Here is a 15,796-nt window from a genome sequence, read left to right on the forward strand (position 1 = left end):
GGATGAGTTTTGATGTATGCTACCAGAGTTTTTTAAAACAGCCAATTTGTAAACACCAAGTTGTACAGTACGTCAAATGAGATAAAACAATTATGCCGACGCTTCACTTTGCTCATGCTAATGGTTTCCCCGCACAAAGCTACACTTCGCTTTTCAATGCATTGCCCGATGACTGGACGGTCATAGCGAAGCCTCAGTTTGGCCATCATCCAGGTTATTCCGTTGCTGGGAACTGGGAATCTCAGGTAGATGAATTGGCAGATTTCCTGGCGAAACAAGTGGGGGATGAACCCGTATGGCTAGTCGGCCACTCGTTTGGCGCTGTACTCTCATTTATGTTGGCCTGCCGAACCCCACATCGGGTTCAGGGTCTGATCATGCTTGACCCGCCAATTGTTTATGGATTCAACCGTTACTTTATCAAACTGGCAAAAGCACTGGGGTTAATGGATAAAATAACACCGTCCAAACTGGCTAAGATCCGACGGACTCACTGGTCAAAGCAAGACAATGTTGAAGCCTACTTTGCCGGTAAGGCACTGTTTAAAAATATGGATAAGCGTTGCATTCGCGATTACGTTAACAGTGCCACTGCTGTAGAAGGTGAATATAGAAAGCTGACTTTCATGCGAGACGTTGAGGCTGATATTTTCAGACATTTTCCTCACCATTTAAATTCGTATAAAGGGAGATTACGGTGTCCTGCACTGCTCGTTCAGGGGAGCGATTCTAGCGTATCCAGACGTTCTGATGTGGACAGGTTTATCAGAGATAACAATATCGCCCGTTCATATGTTGATGGCGGACATATGTTCCCATTAGAAAAACCCGAGCAGGTTGCAGAACTTATTGCTGCAACGCTCAGGGAATGGGGTCAGAATTAACGCTGGCGGAACCCTACTGGCATACCCAGCATTTCACGGGTTACCAATACGACGCCTTTGTCTGAAACCCGGAAGCCGCGGGCGCGGTCTTCATCATGGTTATAGCCAATGACACTGCCTTCAGGTACAACACAACCACGGTCGATGATAACTTTTTTCAACTTACAATTACGCATAACCTCTACGTCTGGCAATATTACGGCTTCTTCAATGTTGCTGTAAGAGTGCAGCCTTACATTGGAAAAACACAGACTTCGTCTCAGGGTAGAACCAGAAATAATACACCCACCTGACACCACAGAGTTGATGGCTTCACCGCGGCGTCCGTCTTCGTCCCATACAAATTTGGCTGGTGGCAATTGTTCCTGGTATGTCCATATTGGCCACTTCCTGTCATAGAGGTTGAGCTGAGGAACGGGCGCAACCATTTCCATATTAGCTTCCCAAAACGAGTCAATGGTACCCACGTCCCGCCAGTAAGCCTCCTCGTCACCGGAGTTTTGAAACGGATATGCAAAGACGTCGTGATCTTCAATAATAGATGGGATGATATCCTTGCCGAAGTCACGTTGGGAGCCTGTAGTATCGGCATCTCTTTGGAGCTGTTCAAATAAAAATTCGGTATCAAATATATAATTCCCCATGGAGGCGAGGCAGCGGGTGTCGTCGCCGGGGATTGGACTGGGCTTTTCGGGTTTTTCTTCAAAACCAAGTATCCGCATATTTTCATCTACAGACATGACGCCGAATGCCCCAGCAGCTTCTTCAATGGGTACAGACATGCAAGACACTGTCATTCTGGCGCCACTTTCAACATGTCTTGCCAGCATTGGTCCATAGTCCATACGATAGATATGGTCGCCTGATAATATCATCACATATTTGGGCAATTCATCTCGGATAATATCAATATTCTGGAATACTGCGTCGGCCGTGCCTTCGTACCATGAATCTGAAAACCGTTGCGATGCCGGTAAAATTTCTACAGATTCGGACAGTTCTTTTTTAAAGTGTCCCCAACCGCGAACGAGGTGGCGTATTAATGAGTGAGATTTGTATTGGGTAACGACACCGATACGTCGGATGCCGGAGTTAATGCAATTTGACAGAGGAAAGTCGATGATGCGGAATTTACCACCAAAGTATAAGGCTGGCTTCGCCCGCCAGGTAGTCAGTTCATGCAGTCTGGACCCTTTTCCTCCGGCGAGAATGAGCGCGTAGGTATCACGGGTAAGATTACTGATATAGCGTGAACTGTTATCAGCCATATTATTTCTCCATGTAAAAGCACGCTACTACTGTGCCTGAGATGTAAAAAATGTCTTAAACCATTTAGACTTACTTGTCTTAAATGATAAATACCATCTTACACAAGATAAGCGGTAACACCAGATAAGGATAACGAATGCAAGAAAATAATGAGCGTACGGCTGTGATCTTTGACCATGATGGCGGCATTGATGATTTACTCTCCCTGCTATTGCTGCTCTCCATGGAAGATGTCGATGTGTTAGGTATTACTATCACTCCGGCAGATTGTTATCCGGATGACGCGCTATTGAGTACATTGAAAATTTTAGCGCTGACCGGCAACCACAATATTCCCGTGGCCGTTGGAAATAAAGTAGGGCCTAATCCATTTCCACCAGACTGGCGTGCACAACCGCGGGTGTGTCACAGTATGCCTGTTATGCTGCGGGTAAAAGAGAGTTCTCACAACGTCAGTGAACTTTCGGCAGATGAATGGATGGTTCACACGATAACTAAATGCACTCAACCGGTTACCGTGTTAATGACCGGCCCGTGTTCGAATTTATCTCATGCATTACAGGCCTCACCTTCAATAGCTGATAAAATTGACAAGGCAATCTGGATGGGCGGTGCCGTGGATGTCAAAGGAAATGTTGCTATGCATGACCACAATGGCAGCGCAGAGTGGAATGCCTATTGGGATCCCAAAGCCACCCTGGAATTTATAAGTAGTGGTGTTAAAGTATTACTGGTGCCGCTGGACGCGACCAATGCACTGCCAGTAGACAGGGCGTTTTTGACCCAACTGGCAGAGGCAAATACAGAGGTTTCTGATTTAGCTGGTCAATTCTGGGCTGCCACAGTAACAGCTATACCGGCTTACGAATTCACGTACTTCTTATGGGATATTTTAGCAACGTCGATCATAGGTTTGCCATCTTCAGCCTTTTCAACTTCTTCGGGTTTTATTGCTGTGAGTGTACAAACACCCAATGCAGGAGAGACTTACAGAGCTTCTGAAGGTGAGGGGAGCAATGTTCAGTGGGTCAGCAATGTTAATGGTGATCAGGTACGAAACTACGTCATTAGCCAATTTTCACGACCATTCACGGCATTTACTGGTGAAAATGTAATGTAAATGTTTTATATTTGTTAAAAATAAAGGGGGTTGATATGGTTTGGTTGAAGCGTTCAATTATATTTTTTGCGGTTCTCATCGTTGGCTTACTGGCTATAGGCTTGATATTGCCTTCTGAATACCGGGTGGAGCGGCAAGTTATTATCCAAGCAGAACCTGAAGATATTTACCCAAATGTAGTAGATTTAAAAGCCTGGCCGATGTGGGGCGTGTGGTTTAAGCGCGATCCAAACATGCAGGTTAGTTATTCTGGTGCTGACAGAGCTATTGGAATGACGTCTTCCTGGCGCAGTGAAACCCAGGGGGACGGAGAAATGGAAATAATCGACTTAAAACACAACCGTAGAGTCACTTATCGTCTTTACTTTCCCGATTTTGATATGACCTCAACCGGTGAACTAACTTTTGAAAACGCAGACGAGGGTACATTGGTCACCTGGTCTGATGCAGGAGATATGGGGTTAAACCCAGTCAATCGATATATGGCGCTGTTTATTGATGGAATGATTGGTCCGGATTTTGAAATGGGCCTGGAAAATCTGAAAACAGTTGTGGAAAATCAACAGCCGTAAATAACGCCGGCTTCTTTGTGGAAAACCTTGGCGCTATTTCTTTACCGTCATGGCTACAGCCACTTTTGAAACCGGTTTTTTACCAATAACGTCGCAAATATATCGACTTGCTTCCAATACTGATGTCATATTTACATTGGTTTTAATTCCCATGCCGCTCAGCATATACAGTACGTCTTCGGTGGCCACATTACCGCTGGCGCCATGCGCGTAAGGGCAGCCACCTAAACCTGCAACAGCACTGTCGATAACGGAAATACCAGACTGTAAAGCAACCAACAGGTTTGCTAGTGCTTGACCATAAGTATCGTGGAAATGGGCCGCCAGTTTATGCACTGGCGAATGGCTTAGTACAGCATTTAGCATGTTTGCCGTTTTTAACGGAGTACCCGTGCCAATGGTATCGCCCAGCGACACTTCGTAACAACCCATGTCCAATAGTGCAGCAGTGACTTCGGCTACCGCTTTCGGTGATATTTCGCCCTCATAAGGGCAACCTAACACACAAGATACATAGCCTCTGACGGGAACATTTGCATTTAGAGCACGAGAAACTACTGGCTCAAATCGCTTGAGGCTATCAGATATTGAACAATTTATATTTTTTTGTGAGAAGGCTTCCGATGCCGCACCGAAAACCGCTACTTCATCGGCCCCTGATGCTAATGCGTCATCCAAGCCGCGCACGTTGGGGGTTAATGCACAATAGCGTACGCCTTCTACACGATGTATCCTGGACAACACTTCTTTGGAGCCGGCCATCTGTGGTACCCATTTGGGAGACACAAAACTACCTGCTTCGATACGAGACAACCCGCTTTTGCTTAGCATGTCAATGAAGTGTATTTTTTGTTCCGTTGTAACTGTGGCGACTTCATTTTGCAGGCCGTCTCTTGGACCTACTTCTACCAGGGTTACAGTATCTGGATAACGATTATTCATCTGCACTAAATACCAGTAATTGTTGCTCACCGTTAACCATGTCACCTGGGGCACAGTAGAGCGTTTCCAAGGTGCCAGCCACTGGGGCTGTAATATTGTGCTCCATCTTCATGGCTTCCATCACCACAAGTACCGTTCCCTTTTCAACATGAGCGCCCTCAACAACAGGGCACGCGACTATAGTCCCATTCATCGGAGCACGAAAATCGCCTTGATGATGACTGGTTTCTTCTTCACCTTTAGCCAAGTGTTGGGGAGTAAAGGTTATCACTGCATCATCACCAAAGAGCTGCCACTCGGTAGTGCCCTCATACAAAGTGAAATTCATTGAATGCCCATCAACTACCGCATGTAACGCCTGCCCACGGCGTTGAAAATCAAGCTTCCACACCGACGAATCGGTTTCAACAATCCAGGCACTTTTGTTGTGAGGGTAGGTGATCTGCGCCTCAACATGCTGATCACCCACTTTCAACCATACGGTTTGTTTCTTGCGAGCGTTCATGCGCCAATTGGGGTTCTGGCCCCAGGGTGAATCATTGGAATCACGGTTGTGAGCAAGGGTTGAAACGGCCATCACCGGTAGGTAATGAGAAGGAACACTACAAAGGGGTTTTAAATCGTTTTGGTACTTTTCAATAAAGGTTGTTGATAGTGCCGCATCGATGAATGCTGGGTGTGTTGCGAGTCTGTGCAGATAATCAGTGTTAGTGGTTACGCCTCCAATGCGATAATCACGAAGCGCATTCGCGAGTCTGAACAGAGCTGCATCGCGATTTGCATCCCACACTACAAGCTTGGCAATCATAGGATCGTAAAACATTGATACTTCATCACCTTCAGTGACACCTGTATCTATTCGCACGTGCTCAGATTGCACCGGAGTTTTCAGCATTTCCAGCGTTCCGGTGGCAGGGAGGAAGTTGTTATCAGCATCTTCGGCATATATTCTAGCTTCAAATGCGTGCCCCTGAATAACAAGCTGTTCTTGTGTTTTAGGCAACGGCAAACCTTGCGCAACGACAATTTGCCAGGCAACTAAATCTTCACCGGTAATCATTTCTGTGACCGGATGCTCTACCTGCAGTCTGGTATTCATTTCCATGAAGTAGAACTTACCATCTTCGTCCAACAAGAACTCAACGGTTCCAGCTCCGACGTAATCAATCGCCTGGGCGGCGCGCAAGGCTGCTTCTCCCATTTGCTTGCGCAGAGCTTGTGGCATATTTGGGGCAGGGGCTTCCTCAATGATTTTTTGATGGCGACGCTGCACGGAACAATCACGCTCAAATAGATATACGCCACCGCCCAGAGAATCGCAAAAAACCTGAAACTCAATATGTCGTGGACGGGTGAGATATTTTTCTACCAGCATAATATCGTCGCCGAAGCTCGCCATCGCTTCTCGTTTTGCTGCAGCAAGAGCCTGGTCAAATTCGGCACTATTGTGCACTTGTCTCATGCCTTTTCCGCCGCCTCCTGCCGCGGCTTTTAGAAGAACCGGGTAGCCCATTTCTTCTGCCGCTTTGCGAAGTGTCGCATCGGTTTGATCGTCTCCGTGATAACCCGGCACCAAGGGCACACCGGCTTTTTCCATAATGGTTTTTGCCGCAGACTTTGACCCCATCGCCTCAATTGACGCTGGCGGTGGGCCAATAAAGACAATGCCATTATCTTTACAAGCCTGCGCAAAATCGGCATTTTCTGATAGAAAACCGTACCCTGGGTGAATCCCATCGGCCTGTGTTGACTTTGCAGCATTGAGAATTTTGTCAATACACAAATAGCTTGATTTAGCTGGGGCTTCGCCGATGAAGACAGCTTCGTCAGCCTGAAGAACGTGGAGAGCTCGTCGATCTGCTTCTGAATAGACCGCAACGGTTTTTATACCCAGTGATCTTGCTGTGCGTATGACTCGGCATGCAATTTCCCCCCGATTGGCAATGAGAATTTTTTTAATCATGGTTGAATTCCCTCCAGGCTGGGTGACGTTTGTCTATGAATGCCTGAAGGCCTTCTTGTCCTTCATCAGATACTCTGATGTCAGCGATCATTTGACTGGTGTGTGCCATTAGTTGAGCGTTCACAGGCTGATAAGCGATGGTTGAAACCAGTTGTTTGGCTTGTGTCATTGCGCTGGGCCCATTTTTAAGCAAATCCGTTGTAAGTGAGGTGATGGCTTCATCCAGTTCAGCTTCAGTAACGCATTCGCTTATCAGGCCCAGCCGCCTTGCTCGACGGGCACTGAACACTTCAGCGGTTTGAAAGTACCTTCTGCATACTCTGGCGCCCATAGCCTCAATTACATAAGGGGAAATGGTGGCTGGAATGAGACCGAGACGTACTTCACTCAAACAAAACTTACTCAGCTTTGTAGCAATGGCCATATCGCAGCAAGCAATGATGCCGATGGCACCGCCAAATGCTGCCCCCTGGACACGTGCAATAGTAGGTTTGTTCAGTCGGTTTAGCTTATCCAGCATGGTGGCGAGGGCCAGCGCATCTCTTTTATTCTCTTGGGCAGAGTAGCTCGCCATGCGTTTCATCCAGTTTATATCTGCACCTGCACTGAAGCTCTTGCCTGTTGCACTAATAATCACGACGCGAATGGTTTTATCTATCGCAACCTCGTCCAGCAATGTTGATAACCTGGCAATGAGAACATCGTCAAACGCATTGTGCTTCTCAGGGCGGTTTAAGGCGAGTGTTGCCACTCCATTGGGAGCAATCGTCAGCAATACACTGTCTTGTTGTGTCATGATATTTCCCTCACATCCTGAAAATGCCAAACTGGGTTTCTTCAACCGGTGCGTTTAAGGACACTGACAGGGCCATACCGAGCACGCGACGGCTGTCAGCAGGGTCTATCACACCATCGTCCCATAAACGGGCGGAGGCATAATATGGGTGGCCTTGTTGTTCATAGGTATCGATAATAGGAGCTTTAAAAGCTTGTTCTGCCTCATCTGACCAAGTTTCACCTGCGTTTTCCTTTTGGTCTCGCTTGACCTGTGCAAGTACACCAGCAGCTTGCTCGCCACCCATCACAGAGATCCGCGCGTTCGGCCACATGAACATAAACCGGGGGTCGTAAGCCCGTCCGCACATACCGTAATTGCCTGCTCCAAAACTTCCTCCGATAACAAGGGTCAGTTTGGGCACGTTGGCGCATGCTACCGCAGTCACCATTTTCGCTCCGTGTTTGGCGATACCGGCAGTTTCGTACTGCTTACCAACCATAAAACCGGTGATATTTTGCAAAAATAGCAGGGGAATTTTTCTCTTGGCGCACAATTGGATGAAATGGGCCCCTTTCTGGGCACTTTCCCCAAATAAGATGCCGTTATTTGCAACAATGCCAACTGGCATACCGTACAAAGACGCGTAACCACAAACCAGCGTAGTACCAAACAGGGGCTTAAATTCGTCAAAGGCTGAACTGTCGACAATGCGGGCAATGACTTCTCTTACATCAAATGTCTGGCGTGGATCTTTGGGAATGATGCCGTAAATTTCTTCGGCTGCGAAACAAGGTTCTTCGAACTGCGAGGTTCCATTATAGGCAGGCGCTGGTCGGTTTAGTCTGCTGACTACATCCCGTGCCATTGATAACGCATGGTTATCATTATTAGCAAGAAGATCTGCTACGCCAGACGTGCGAGTGTGGACATCACCACCTCCCAGTTCCTCGGCGCTAACGACTTCACCTGTTGCCGCCTTGACTAATGGTGGACCGCCGAGAAAAATTGTACCTTGCTCTTTTACGATAATACTTTCATCTGCCATTGCGGGTACATAGGCACCACCGGCAGTACAGGAACCCATAACGACTGCAATTTGAGGAATGTTTTTCGCCGACATTCTGGCTTGATTAAAAAAGATCCTGCCGAAGTGTTCCCGGTCGGGAAAAACTTCATCCTGCCTTGGTAGATTAGCACCACCGGAATCAACCAAATAGATACATGGCAAATAATTTTGTTCCGCTATGGCTTGGGCGCGAAGGTGCTTTTTTACGGTAAGCGGATAATAAGTTCCCCCTTTCACCGTGGCATCGTTGGCAATAATCATACATTGTGTACCTGCGATCGTACCAATACCGGCGACTACACCTGCACCAGGCACATAGTCATCATAGACTTCCCAGGCTGCAAGCTGACCAATTTCCAGGAAAGGCGAATCATTGTCTAAGAGTACGTCGATACGATCTCTGGCCAGTAATTTACCTCTGGACTGATGTTTTGCGGCCGCTTTCTCGCCGCCACCTTTTGCAATTAGTGCAATTTTACTATGTAGATCAGCGACAAGAGTACGCATGTTGTCAGCGTTCTCCTGAAAGCCTGGATGCTGAGTGTTTACCGTTGAAGAAAGAACGGGCATAACCCCTCCTAAAAAAATCCAGTTGAAAGCGTTAACGCAAAGATTATTGTGATTCTTTAAACAATTCGCGGCCAATTAGCATACGTCTGATTTCAGATGTACCCGCGCCAATTTCGTAAAGCTTTGCATCTCGCAGCAGTCTGCCGGTGTCATATTCATTGATGTATCCGTTGCCACCGAGGATCTGAATGGCATCAAGAGCAAGCGATGTGGCACATTCGGCTGCGTACAATATTGCACCTGCGGCATCCTTGCGTGTGGTTTCACCGCGGTCACAGGCTTTGGCTACGGTATAGACATAAGCACGGGCTGCATTCATCCGGGTGTACATATCGGCAATTTTCCCCTGAATTAGTTGAAACTCTCCAATGGGTTTGCCGAACTGTTGACGGTCGTGAATATAGGGAACAACGATATCCATACAAGCTTGCATTATGCCAAGGGGGCCGCCGGACAAGACAAGCCTCTCATAGTCCAGGCCACTCATGAGAATACGAACACCGTCGCCTTCCATGCCCATCAGGTTTTCCTCTGGGACTTCACAATCTTCGAAAACTAATTCACAGGTATTCGAAGAGCGCATGCCCAGTTTGTCGAGCTTTTGCGCCCGACTGAACCCCGGGAAATCTCGCTCAACAATAAAGGCAGAAATTCCCTTGGCGCCGGCACTGATATCTGTTTTTGCATAAATTACAAAGGTGTGGGCGTCGGGGCCGTTAGTGATCCACATTTTGTTACCGTTCAGAATATATCGGTCGCCTTTCTTCTCGGCCTTAAGTTTCATAGAAACCACATCTGACCCTGCATTTGGCTCACTCATGGCGAGTGCACCCACGTGGGCGCCGGAAACTAAACCAGGTAAATACTTTTCTTTTTGGCTTTCATTTCCGTTTCTATATATTTGATTAACGCAAAGATTTGAATGTGCGCCATAGCTTAAACCAATACCTGCGGAAGCTCTGCTGATCTCTTCCATTGCCACTGTATGGGCAAGGTAACCCATTTCCACGCCACCATATTGCTCACTGACTGTAATACCGAGTAACCCCATGTCGCCGAATTTAGGCCACAGTGCATTGGGAAAGCTATTCTCTTCATCGGATGAGTGGGCTAAAGGCGCTATTTCATTGCTGGCGAACTGACTAATGTGATCTCGCAACATATCAATGTCTTCGCCCAGACCAAAGTTTAAACTGGGGTAGAGGGTGTTCATTTTTTGTGTCCTCGTTTTAATTCTTCAAGTTCTTCCCGGCATCTGGCTTCTACTTCGTCCAGTTCCACCATTAACATTTGAATATCTTCCAACTGCTGACGAAGGTGGGCTCGCTTTTGTTCTGTCATTTGCAACATGGTTTCCAACTGAAGCGCAGAATCAGGGTTTGAATCATAAAGTTTGAACAGGTTTTTCACTTCAGCTAAGGAGAAGCCCAACCTCTTACCACGTAAAATTAGCTTTAACCGCACCTTGTCTTTGTTATTGTAAATTCGATTCTGACCGGTGCGACCTGGATGAAGTAAAGCTTGCTCTTCATAAAACCGAATGGAACGTGGTGTAACATCAAACTCCTTGGCCAGTTCACCAATAGAATAAGTTTTTGTTTCTTTTATGTTTTTCATTTCGATTCTCGTTTCGTTGATGAACGCAATACTGAGTCGTGCTGTATTCGGCCTATGAAACTACAATTGTATAAGGGGTTAACGTTAACGTAAAATGCAGTTAACGTTAAGGTAAAGTAAGAAAAATGTACCGTCAATCTCTGCAAAGATTCTGTTACGTTTTTCTGTTAGATATGTTGTACTGGCAATATTGTGCAGTGCAGCATAGTGATGATTTATCAACAAACAGTGAGGCAATAAACTATGAGCGATAATGCGGTAGTAATTGTAGCGGCAAAAAGAACGCCAATGGGTGGATTTAACGGAAGTCTTTCTCCTGTCGAGTCGACGCAATTGGGCGCAGAAGTAGTAAAGGCTGTATGTAAAGATATTGATGTTAGCCAGGTTAATGAAGTTATCATGGGCTGTGTTCTTCCTGCCGGTTTGGGGCAGGCACCTGCACGTCAGGCGACCTTAAAAGCTGGGCTTCCCTTGTCAGCCGGTGCCATGACAATAAATAAAGTATGTGGCTCTGGTTTAAAATCAGTCATGCTTGCTTACGATTTGATTAAAGCAGGAAGTGCTGAAGTAATCGTTGCTGGAGGCATGGAAAGCATGAGCAATGCGCCTTATATGTTGCCTAAAGCAAGAAGTGGCTATCGCATGGGCCATGGTCAGGTGCTCGACCATATGATGCTCGATGGTTTGGAAAATGCCTATGACGGTAAAGCTATGGGGTGTTTTGCGCAAGATACTGCCGATGCCGAGGGCTTAACCCGAGGGCAAATGGACGAGTATGCGTTGACATCTTTATCCCGGGCCAATGAAGCTATTAACAGTGGCGCCTTTAGTGAAGAAATTTGTCCGGTGACTATTTCTACACGGAAAGGTGATGTCGTGGTGGACACAGATGAAGGTCCGGGCAACGCGAGACCGGATAAAATCCCTTCACTGCGACCAGCCTTCAAAAAAGACGGCACTGTGACTGCGGCAAATTCCAGCTCGATTTCTGACGGTGCTGCGGCGCTGCTGGTAATGTCAGCAGCAAAAGCGGAGACACTCGGCCTTACGCCACTTGCGAAGGTTGTCGCTCATGCCACTCATTCTATAGAGCCAGAAAACTTTACTGTTGCGCCTGTGGGGGCAATGGAAAAAGTGCTTGATAAAGCAGGTTGGCAAACTGGGGATGTGGATATCTGGGAGATTAACGAAGCGTTTGCCATGGTTACCATGCTGGCGATCAAAAAATTGGAGCTGGATGCTACTAAAGTGAATATTCATGGTGGTGCATGTGCATTAGGCCATCCCATCGGAGCGTCCGGTGCTCGGGTGTTGGTTACCTTATTACATGCACTAAAACACAAGGGCGCTAAAAAGGGTGTCGCTTCATTGTGTATTGGTGGTGGTGAAGGCGTAGCACTGGCAGTGGAGATGCTATAGCAATACAGTTCTTGATAAACTAATGGCAGGCAGCGTATTTACGCTGCCTTTTTTATTCCTACAGAATAAAAATTTTCACTTTAAATTTTTGTGAGTATAAAAATTGCCCAAGATGCCTTCTTTTTGTTCGTTCCAATGTCAATAATTTTTACATTTATTTGACTGGCTATACTTTTTATCTCTGATAATCTTCAATTTATCAATGATTTAAATTAATGGTGTGATTGTTGAATGTTAAAAAATTCGCTCATGCTTAATGTTTTTTATTAAACATGAGCGAGATAATAATAAATTTGCAGTAAATCCAGAAAGCGGGTCACGATTTCGCGTCATGCGAAAAAATGTTAATTCCCGACGATAAAAAGAAAGTTTTTTTCTGAAGGTAACCGCAAAACAAAAAAAAGTGTCAATGGGAGACGCAAATGACATTTAAGAAGAAGCTATTGGGAACCATGATCTCAATGGCAGTTACCGCTGGACTATCCAGTACGGTTTCTGCTCAACAGGTCTTTCTCCAGGATGTAAACGTTACAGAGGCAGGAAGTTCCCTCAACGCTACCAAGGGTACTGGTGTTTACATCATTCAGATGAAAAACTCTCCAGGTATCGCCTACGCAGAAGAAATTGGGGAACTTATTCCCAAAAATCAGACAATCACAACTACGGGTAATCAGTACGCAGCAGATTCTAAGCGCGTTCGTCGTTACACCAGTAAACTCAAACGTCAGCAACGCAATGCAGCCAAGGCAGTTGGTGGCGTAAATATTATCCATAACTACGTTCACAGCTTTAACGGTTTTTCTGCCAAGCTTACCCCCGCTCAGGTTGAAGCGTTAAAAGCAAACCCTGAAGTGGTTAATGTATGGGAAGACATTCCTTTTAAAGTCGACACAGCAAATACGCCTGAATTTCTCGGCCTCACCGGCCCTGGTGGTCAGCACGACCTGGGTATAAAAGGTGAAGATGTCGTTGTAGGTATACTCGATACGGGTATTACTCCTGAAAACCCGAGCTTTGCTGACGACGGCACCTATTCTGACCCGTCTACTTTTGGCTGGAACGGTAGCTGTGACGCAGGTGAAGAAACCGAGGCTGGTACTTTTAGCTGTAACAACAAGTTAATCGGTGCGCGCTATTACAAAGACACCTTTGAATCTGTGTACGATATTCAAACTGATTTAGGTGAATTTATCTCTCCTCGTGACGCAGATGGACACGGTAGCCACACTGCAAGTACCGCTGCGGGTAATGAAGGCGTCGCAGCCATGAAAGGTGGCGTACAAATTGGCACAATGAGTGGTATCGCTCCTCGTGCACGTGTTGCAATGTACAAAGTGTGCTGGAACTCAGATTACACCAGCCCAGAGGGGGCTGATGAAGCTGGCTGTTTCCCTAGTGACAGTATGGCCGCTATCGATGACGCCGTAGCAGATGGTGTAGACGTCATTAACTTCTCTATCGGCGGTAGCCGCGATGATATGACATACCCATCAACAGCGGCGATGTTACGCGCAGCGCAAGCCGGTGTGTTCGTTTCTGTTTCTGCCGGTAACTCTGGTCCTACTCAGTTTACTGTTGGTACGCCTGCACCATGGGTTGCGTCAGTAGGTGCATCTACTTATGATGGCACCTCTGTTGTTAATGGTCTGGAAGTTAATGCGTTTGGTGCGGATGAAACTTACGCCTTTACTGAAGGTGCAATTACACTACCTTTGGCCGAATCAGGTGAAGTTTCTGGTTCCTTGGTAGTGGCGCAGCCGCTGGAAGCGTGTTATGTCGATGGTGCTTCTACACCACTGGATAACGCCGATGCAATTTCTGGAAACATTGCGCTTATTTCACGTGGGTCTTGTGCCTTTACTGAAAAGGTAACTCGTGCTGTTGATTCAGGTGCCAAAGCTGTCGTGGTTTACGACAACGGTAACGGTGTAACAGTTATGGGTGGTACCAACGTGGGTGTTATTCCCGGTGGTATGGTGAGCCAGTCCGTTGGTGCGCAACTCAACTCTTCAGTCGTTGAAGGCGGTAACGTTACTGTTACTATGGGCCCTGGTACTTTCCTTGAACAACAAGAAGTTGGCAATATGATGGCTGGCTTCTCAAGCCGTGGTCCAAACTTGTCTACCCTTGACGTGATCAAGCCTGATATTACTGCGCCTGGCGTACGTATCTTAGCCGCGACAACGGATACACCCATGTTTGGTGCTCAGGGAGAGCAGGTGGCTTACCTGAGCGGTACGTCTATGTCTTCACCGCATATTGCCGGTATGGCAGCCTTGCTTATCGACCAGAATCCAACCTGGACTCCGGCGCAGGTTAAGTCCGCCCTGATGACGACTGCTTATCAGGAAGTAACCAAAGAAGATGGCTTCACACCTGCTGACCCGTTTGATTTTGGTGCAGGTCATGCCGCGCCTGTTGCCGCCATGGCTCCTGGGCTTACTTACGATACACAACTGGGTGACTATTTAGGTTTCATGTGTGGCCTGGGTGATGGTACGTTTGTTGCCTCACAATGGGGCATCACCTGTGATCAATTGGAGGACCTTAACTATCCTACAGATACTTCTCAAATGAACTACCCCTCTATTGCGGTTGGTGAGTTGTCGGGTGAAGAAACTGTGGTGCGTTACGTTACTGATGTAACGGGTGTTGGTGGTACATACACTATCTCAGTAGAAGGTCTTGAATCACTGAGCGTTTCGGTTCAGGGGTACGATTCTGCATTTAACCAGGTTCCTGGCGATATGCTTGAAGTAGACGCTGGTGGAATTTCTGCTTATACAATCACCCTAGATAAGACCGAGACGAGTGTTCTTGATGATTGGGTTTTTGGCGCCGTGGTCTTAACAGGTTCTGATGGCACAGTAGTTCGCAGCCCGGTTGCGGTTAAGCCAGTATCAGACGTACTCATCGACGTACCTGAGTCGGTTTCCGTTGGTTTGAACAGTCGCGGACGTGGATTCTTCTCAGCAGGTATGAATTATACTGGCAGAGCCAGCATTGATTACACCGGCTTGTCAGCACCAGGTATTCTTGAGGATACCGTGCAGCAGGATCCTGATAGCAGCTTTGCGTTTAATGAAGAAGGCTTGTCTACGAGCTTCTTCCTCATACCAGAAGGCACTACAGTTGCACGGTTCATGTTAAGCGATGCATTGGTAGATCAGGCTGGAACTGATTTGGATCTCTATGTTTATCGTTGTATCGCTTTTTCCTGTTCTCAGGTTGGTGCATCGTTAAATGCAGGTTCTGATGAAGACGTTACCTTGCTTAACCCAGAGCCGGCTGCCGATGGTGATGCAGGTGACTTCTATATTGTTTGGGTTCATGGTTATGACTTAAACGGTGTCGAAGAAACGACTTTCCGCATGCCAATATGGTTTGTTGATGGCGCCGAAAGTGGAACGCGCATGTCAATGACACCTCGAGCTGTAGAAGGTAGACCTAACGATGTTCGCATTAACGCTAGGGGTCTTACATCTGGTCTTCCTTATATGGGAACTGTGACCTTCTATGATGGTGATGGTGTTGTTCAAGGCACTACACTGGTAGAAGCAATTCAAGAATAATTAACAATCAATCAATGAGCACAG

Annotated in this window: 12 protein-coding genes; 5 read left to right on the forward strand and 7 right to left on the reverse strand. The window is 46.9% G+C overall.

Features of this window, described 5'->3' with window-relative positions; genetic code table 11:
• The first annotated feature begins 92 nt into the window (after positions 1 to 92).
• Positions 93 to 884: an alpha/beta fold hydrolase gene (locus tag ACXACM_RS12270; protein WP_474822037.1), complete on the forward strand. Its 792-nt coding sequence runs from the start codon at positions 93 to 95 to the stop codon at positions 882 to 884.
• On the opposite strand, the gene glgC is transcribed toward ACXACM_RS12270, so the two are convergent.
• On the reverse strand, positions 881 to 2,152 hold the full coding sequence (gene glgC, locus ACXACM_RS12275; protein ID WP_474822038.1) for a glucose-1-phosphate adenylyltransferase: 1,272 nt from the start codon (positions 2,150 to 2,152) through the stop codon (positions 881 to 883). The two genes, ACXACM_RS12270 and glgC, sit on opposite strands and share 4 nt — an antisense overlap.
• Positions 2,153 to 2,289: 137 nt before the next feature.
• Between glgC and ACXACM_RS12280 the strand changes: the two genes are divergently transcribed.
• Complete coding sequence (locus ACXACM_RS12280; protein ID WP_474822039.1) at positions 2,290 to 3,273, forward strand: nucleoside hydrolase; 984 nt, start codon at positions 2,290 to 2,292, stop codon at positions 3,271 to 3,273.
• Positions 3,274 to 3,308: 35 nt separating this feature from the next.
• Positions 3,309 to 3,845, forward strand: coding sequence for an SRPBCC family protein (locus tag ACXACM_RS12285; protein ID WP_474822041.1), 537 nt, complete (start codon positions 3,309 to 3,311; stop codon positions 3,843 to 3,845).
• A gap of 33 nt (positions 3,846 to 3,878) precedes the next feature.
• Here the strand turns inward: ACXACM_RS12285 and ACXACM_RS12290 are convergent, their stop codons facing one another.
• The 6 genes from ACXACM_RS12290 to ACXACM_RS12315 are packed head-to-tail and all read right to left on the reverse strand — an operon-like array spanning position 3,879 to position 10,781.
• Complete coding sequence (locus ACXACM_RS12290; protein ID WP_474822042.1) at positions 3,879 to 4,787, reverse strand: hydroxymethylglutaryl-CoA lyase; 909 nt, start codon at positions 4,785 to 4,787, stop codon at positions 3,879 to 3,881.
• Positions 4,780 to 6,750 (reverse strand): acetyl/propionyl/methylcrotonyl-CoA carboxylase subunit alpha, encoded by a 1,971-nt coding sequence (locus tag ACXACM_RS12295; RefSeq protein ID WP_474822043.1) that lies wholly within the window; start codon positions 6,748 to 6,750, stop codon positions 4,780 to 4,782. The genes ACXACM_RS12290 and ACXACM_RS12295 overlap by 8 nt, the downstream gene beginning before the upstream one ends.
• Positions 6,743 to 7,546, reverse strand: a complete 804-nt coding sequence (locus ACXACM_RS12300) for an enoyl-CoA hydratase/isomerase family protein (protein WP_474822045.1) — start codon at positions 7,544 to 7,546, stop codon at positions 6,743 to 6,745. Before ACXACM_RS12300 ends, ACXACM_RS12295 begins: the two co-directional genes overlap by 8 nt.
• Before the next feature lie 10 nt (positions 7,547 to 7,556).
• A complete protein-coding gene (locus ACXACM_RS12305; RefSeq protein ID WP_474822046.1) occupies positions 7,557 to 9,164 on the reverse strand; it encodes a carboxyl transferase domain-containing protein in 1,608 nt (535 codons plus the stop codon).
• A gap of 43 nt (positions 9,165 to 9,207) precedes the next feature.
• Positions 9,208 to 10,377 (reverse strand): isovaleryl-CoA dehydrogenase, encoded by a 1,170-nt coding sequence (locus ACXACM_RS12310; protein ID WP_474822047.1) that lies wholly within the window; start codon positions 10,375 to 10,377, stop codon positions 9,208 to 9,210.
• On the reverse strand, positions 10,374 to 10,781 hold the full coding sequence (locus ACXACM_RS12315; RefSeq protein WP_474822049.1) for a MerR family transcriptional regulator: 408 nt from the start codon (positions 10,779 to 10,781) through the stop codon (positions 10,374 to 10,376). The genes ACXACM_RS12310 and ACXACM_RS12315 overlap by 4 nt, the downstream gene beginning before the upstream one ends.
• Before the next feature lie 243 nt (positions 10,782 to 11,024).
• Between ACXACM_RS12315 and ACXACM_RS12320 the strand changes: the two genes are divergently transcribed.
• Both ACXACM_RS12320 and ACXACM_RS12325 read left to right on the forward strand, forming a co-directional pair.
• Positions 11,025 to 12,200 (forward strand): thiolase family protein, encoded by a 1,176-nt coding sequence (locus ACXACM_RS12320; protein ID WP_474822050.1) that lies wholly within the window; start codon positions 11,025 to 11,027, stop codon positions 12,198 to 12,200.
• 422 nt (positions 12,201 to 12,622) lie between these two features.
• A complete protein-coding gene (locus ACXACM_RS12325; protein WP_474822051.1) occupies positions 12,623 to 15,772 on the forward strand; it encodes a S8 family serine peptidase in 3,150 nt (1,049 codons plus the stop codon).
• Positions 15,773 to 15,796: the final 24 nt, after the last annotated feature.

This window comes from Alteromonas sp. AWQ4_252, assembly GCF_056158205.1.

Coding starts and splice junctions, on each gene's coding strand:
- ACXACM_RS12285 (WP_474822041.1), top strand. CDS start 3,309: ATGGTTTGGTTGAAGCGTTCAATTATATTTTTTGCGGTTCTCATCGTT.
- ACXACM_RS12315 (WP_474822049.1), bottom strand. CDS start 10,781: ATGAAAAACATAAAAGAAACAAAAACTTATTCTATTGGTGAACTGGCC.
- ACXACM_RS12310 (WP_474822047.1), bottom strand. CDS start 10,377: ATGAACACCCTCTACCCCAGTTTAAACTTTGGTCTGGGCGAAGACATT.
- ACXACM_RS12305 (WP_474822046.1), bottom strand. CDS start 9,164: ATGCCCGTTCTTTCTTCAACGGTAAACACTCAGCATCCAGGCTTTCAG.
- ACXACM_RS12290 (WP_474822042.1), bottom strand. CDS start 4,787: ATGAATAATCGTTATCCAGATACTGTAACCCTGGTAGAAGTAGGTCCA.
- ACXACM_RS12295 (WP_474822043.1), bottom strand. CDS start 6,750: ATGATTAAAAAAATTCTCATTGCCAATCGGGGGGAAATTGCATGCCGA.
- ACXACM_RS12270 (WP_474822037.1), top strand. CDS start 93: ATGCCGACGCTTCACTTTGCTCATGCTAATGGTTTCCCCGCACAAAGC.
- ACXACM_RS12300 (WP_474822045.1), bottom strand. CDS start 7,546: ATGACACAACAAGACAGTGTATTGCTGACGATTGCTCCCAATGGAGTG.
- ACXACM_RS12320 (WP_474822050.1), top strand. CDS start 11,025: ATGAGCGATAATGCGGTAGTAATTGTAGCGGCAAAAAGAACGCCAATG.
- ACXACM_RS12325 (WP_474822051.1), top strand. CDS start 12,623: ATGACATTTAAGAAGAAGCTATTGGGAACCATGATCTCAATGGCAGTT.
- glgC (WP_474822038.1), bottom strand. CDS start 2,152: ATGGCTGATAACAGTTCACGCTATATCAGTAATCTTACCCGTGATACC.
- ACXACM_RS12280 (WP_474822039.1), top strand. CDS start 2,290: ATGCAAGAAAATAATGAGCGTACGGCTGTGATCTTTGACCATGATGGC.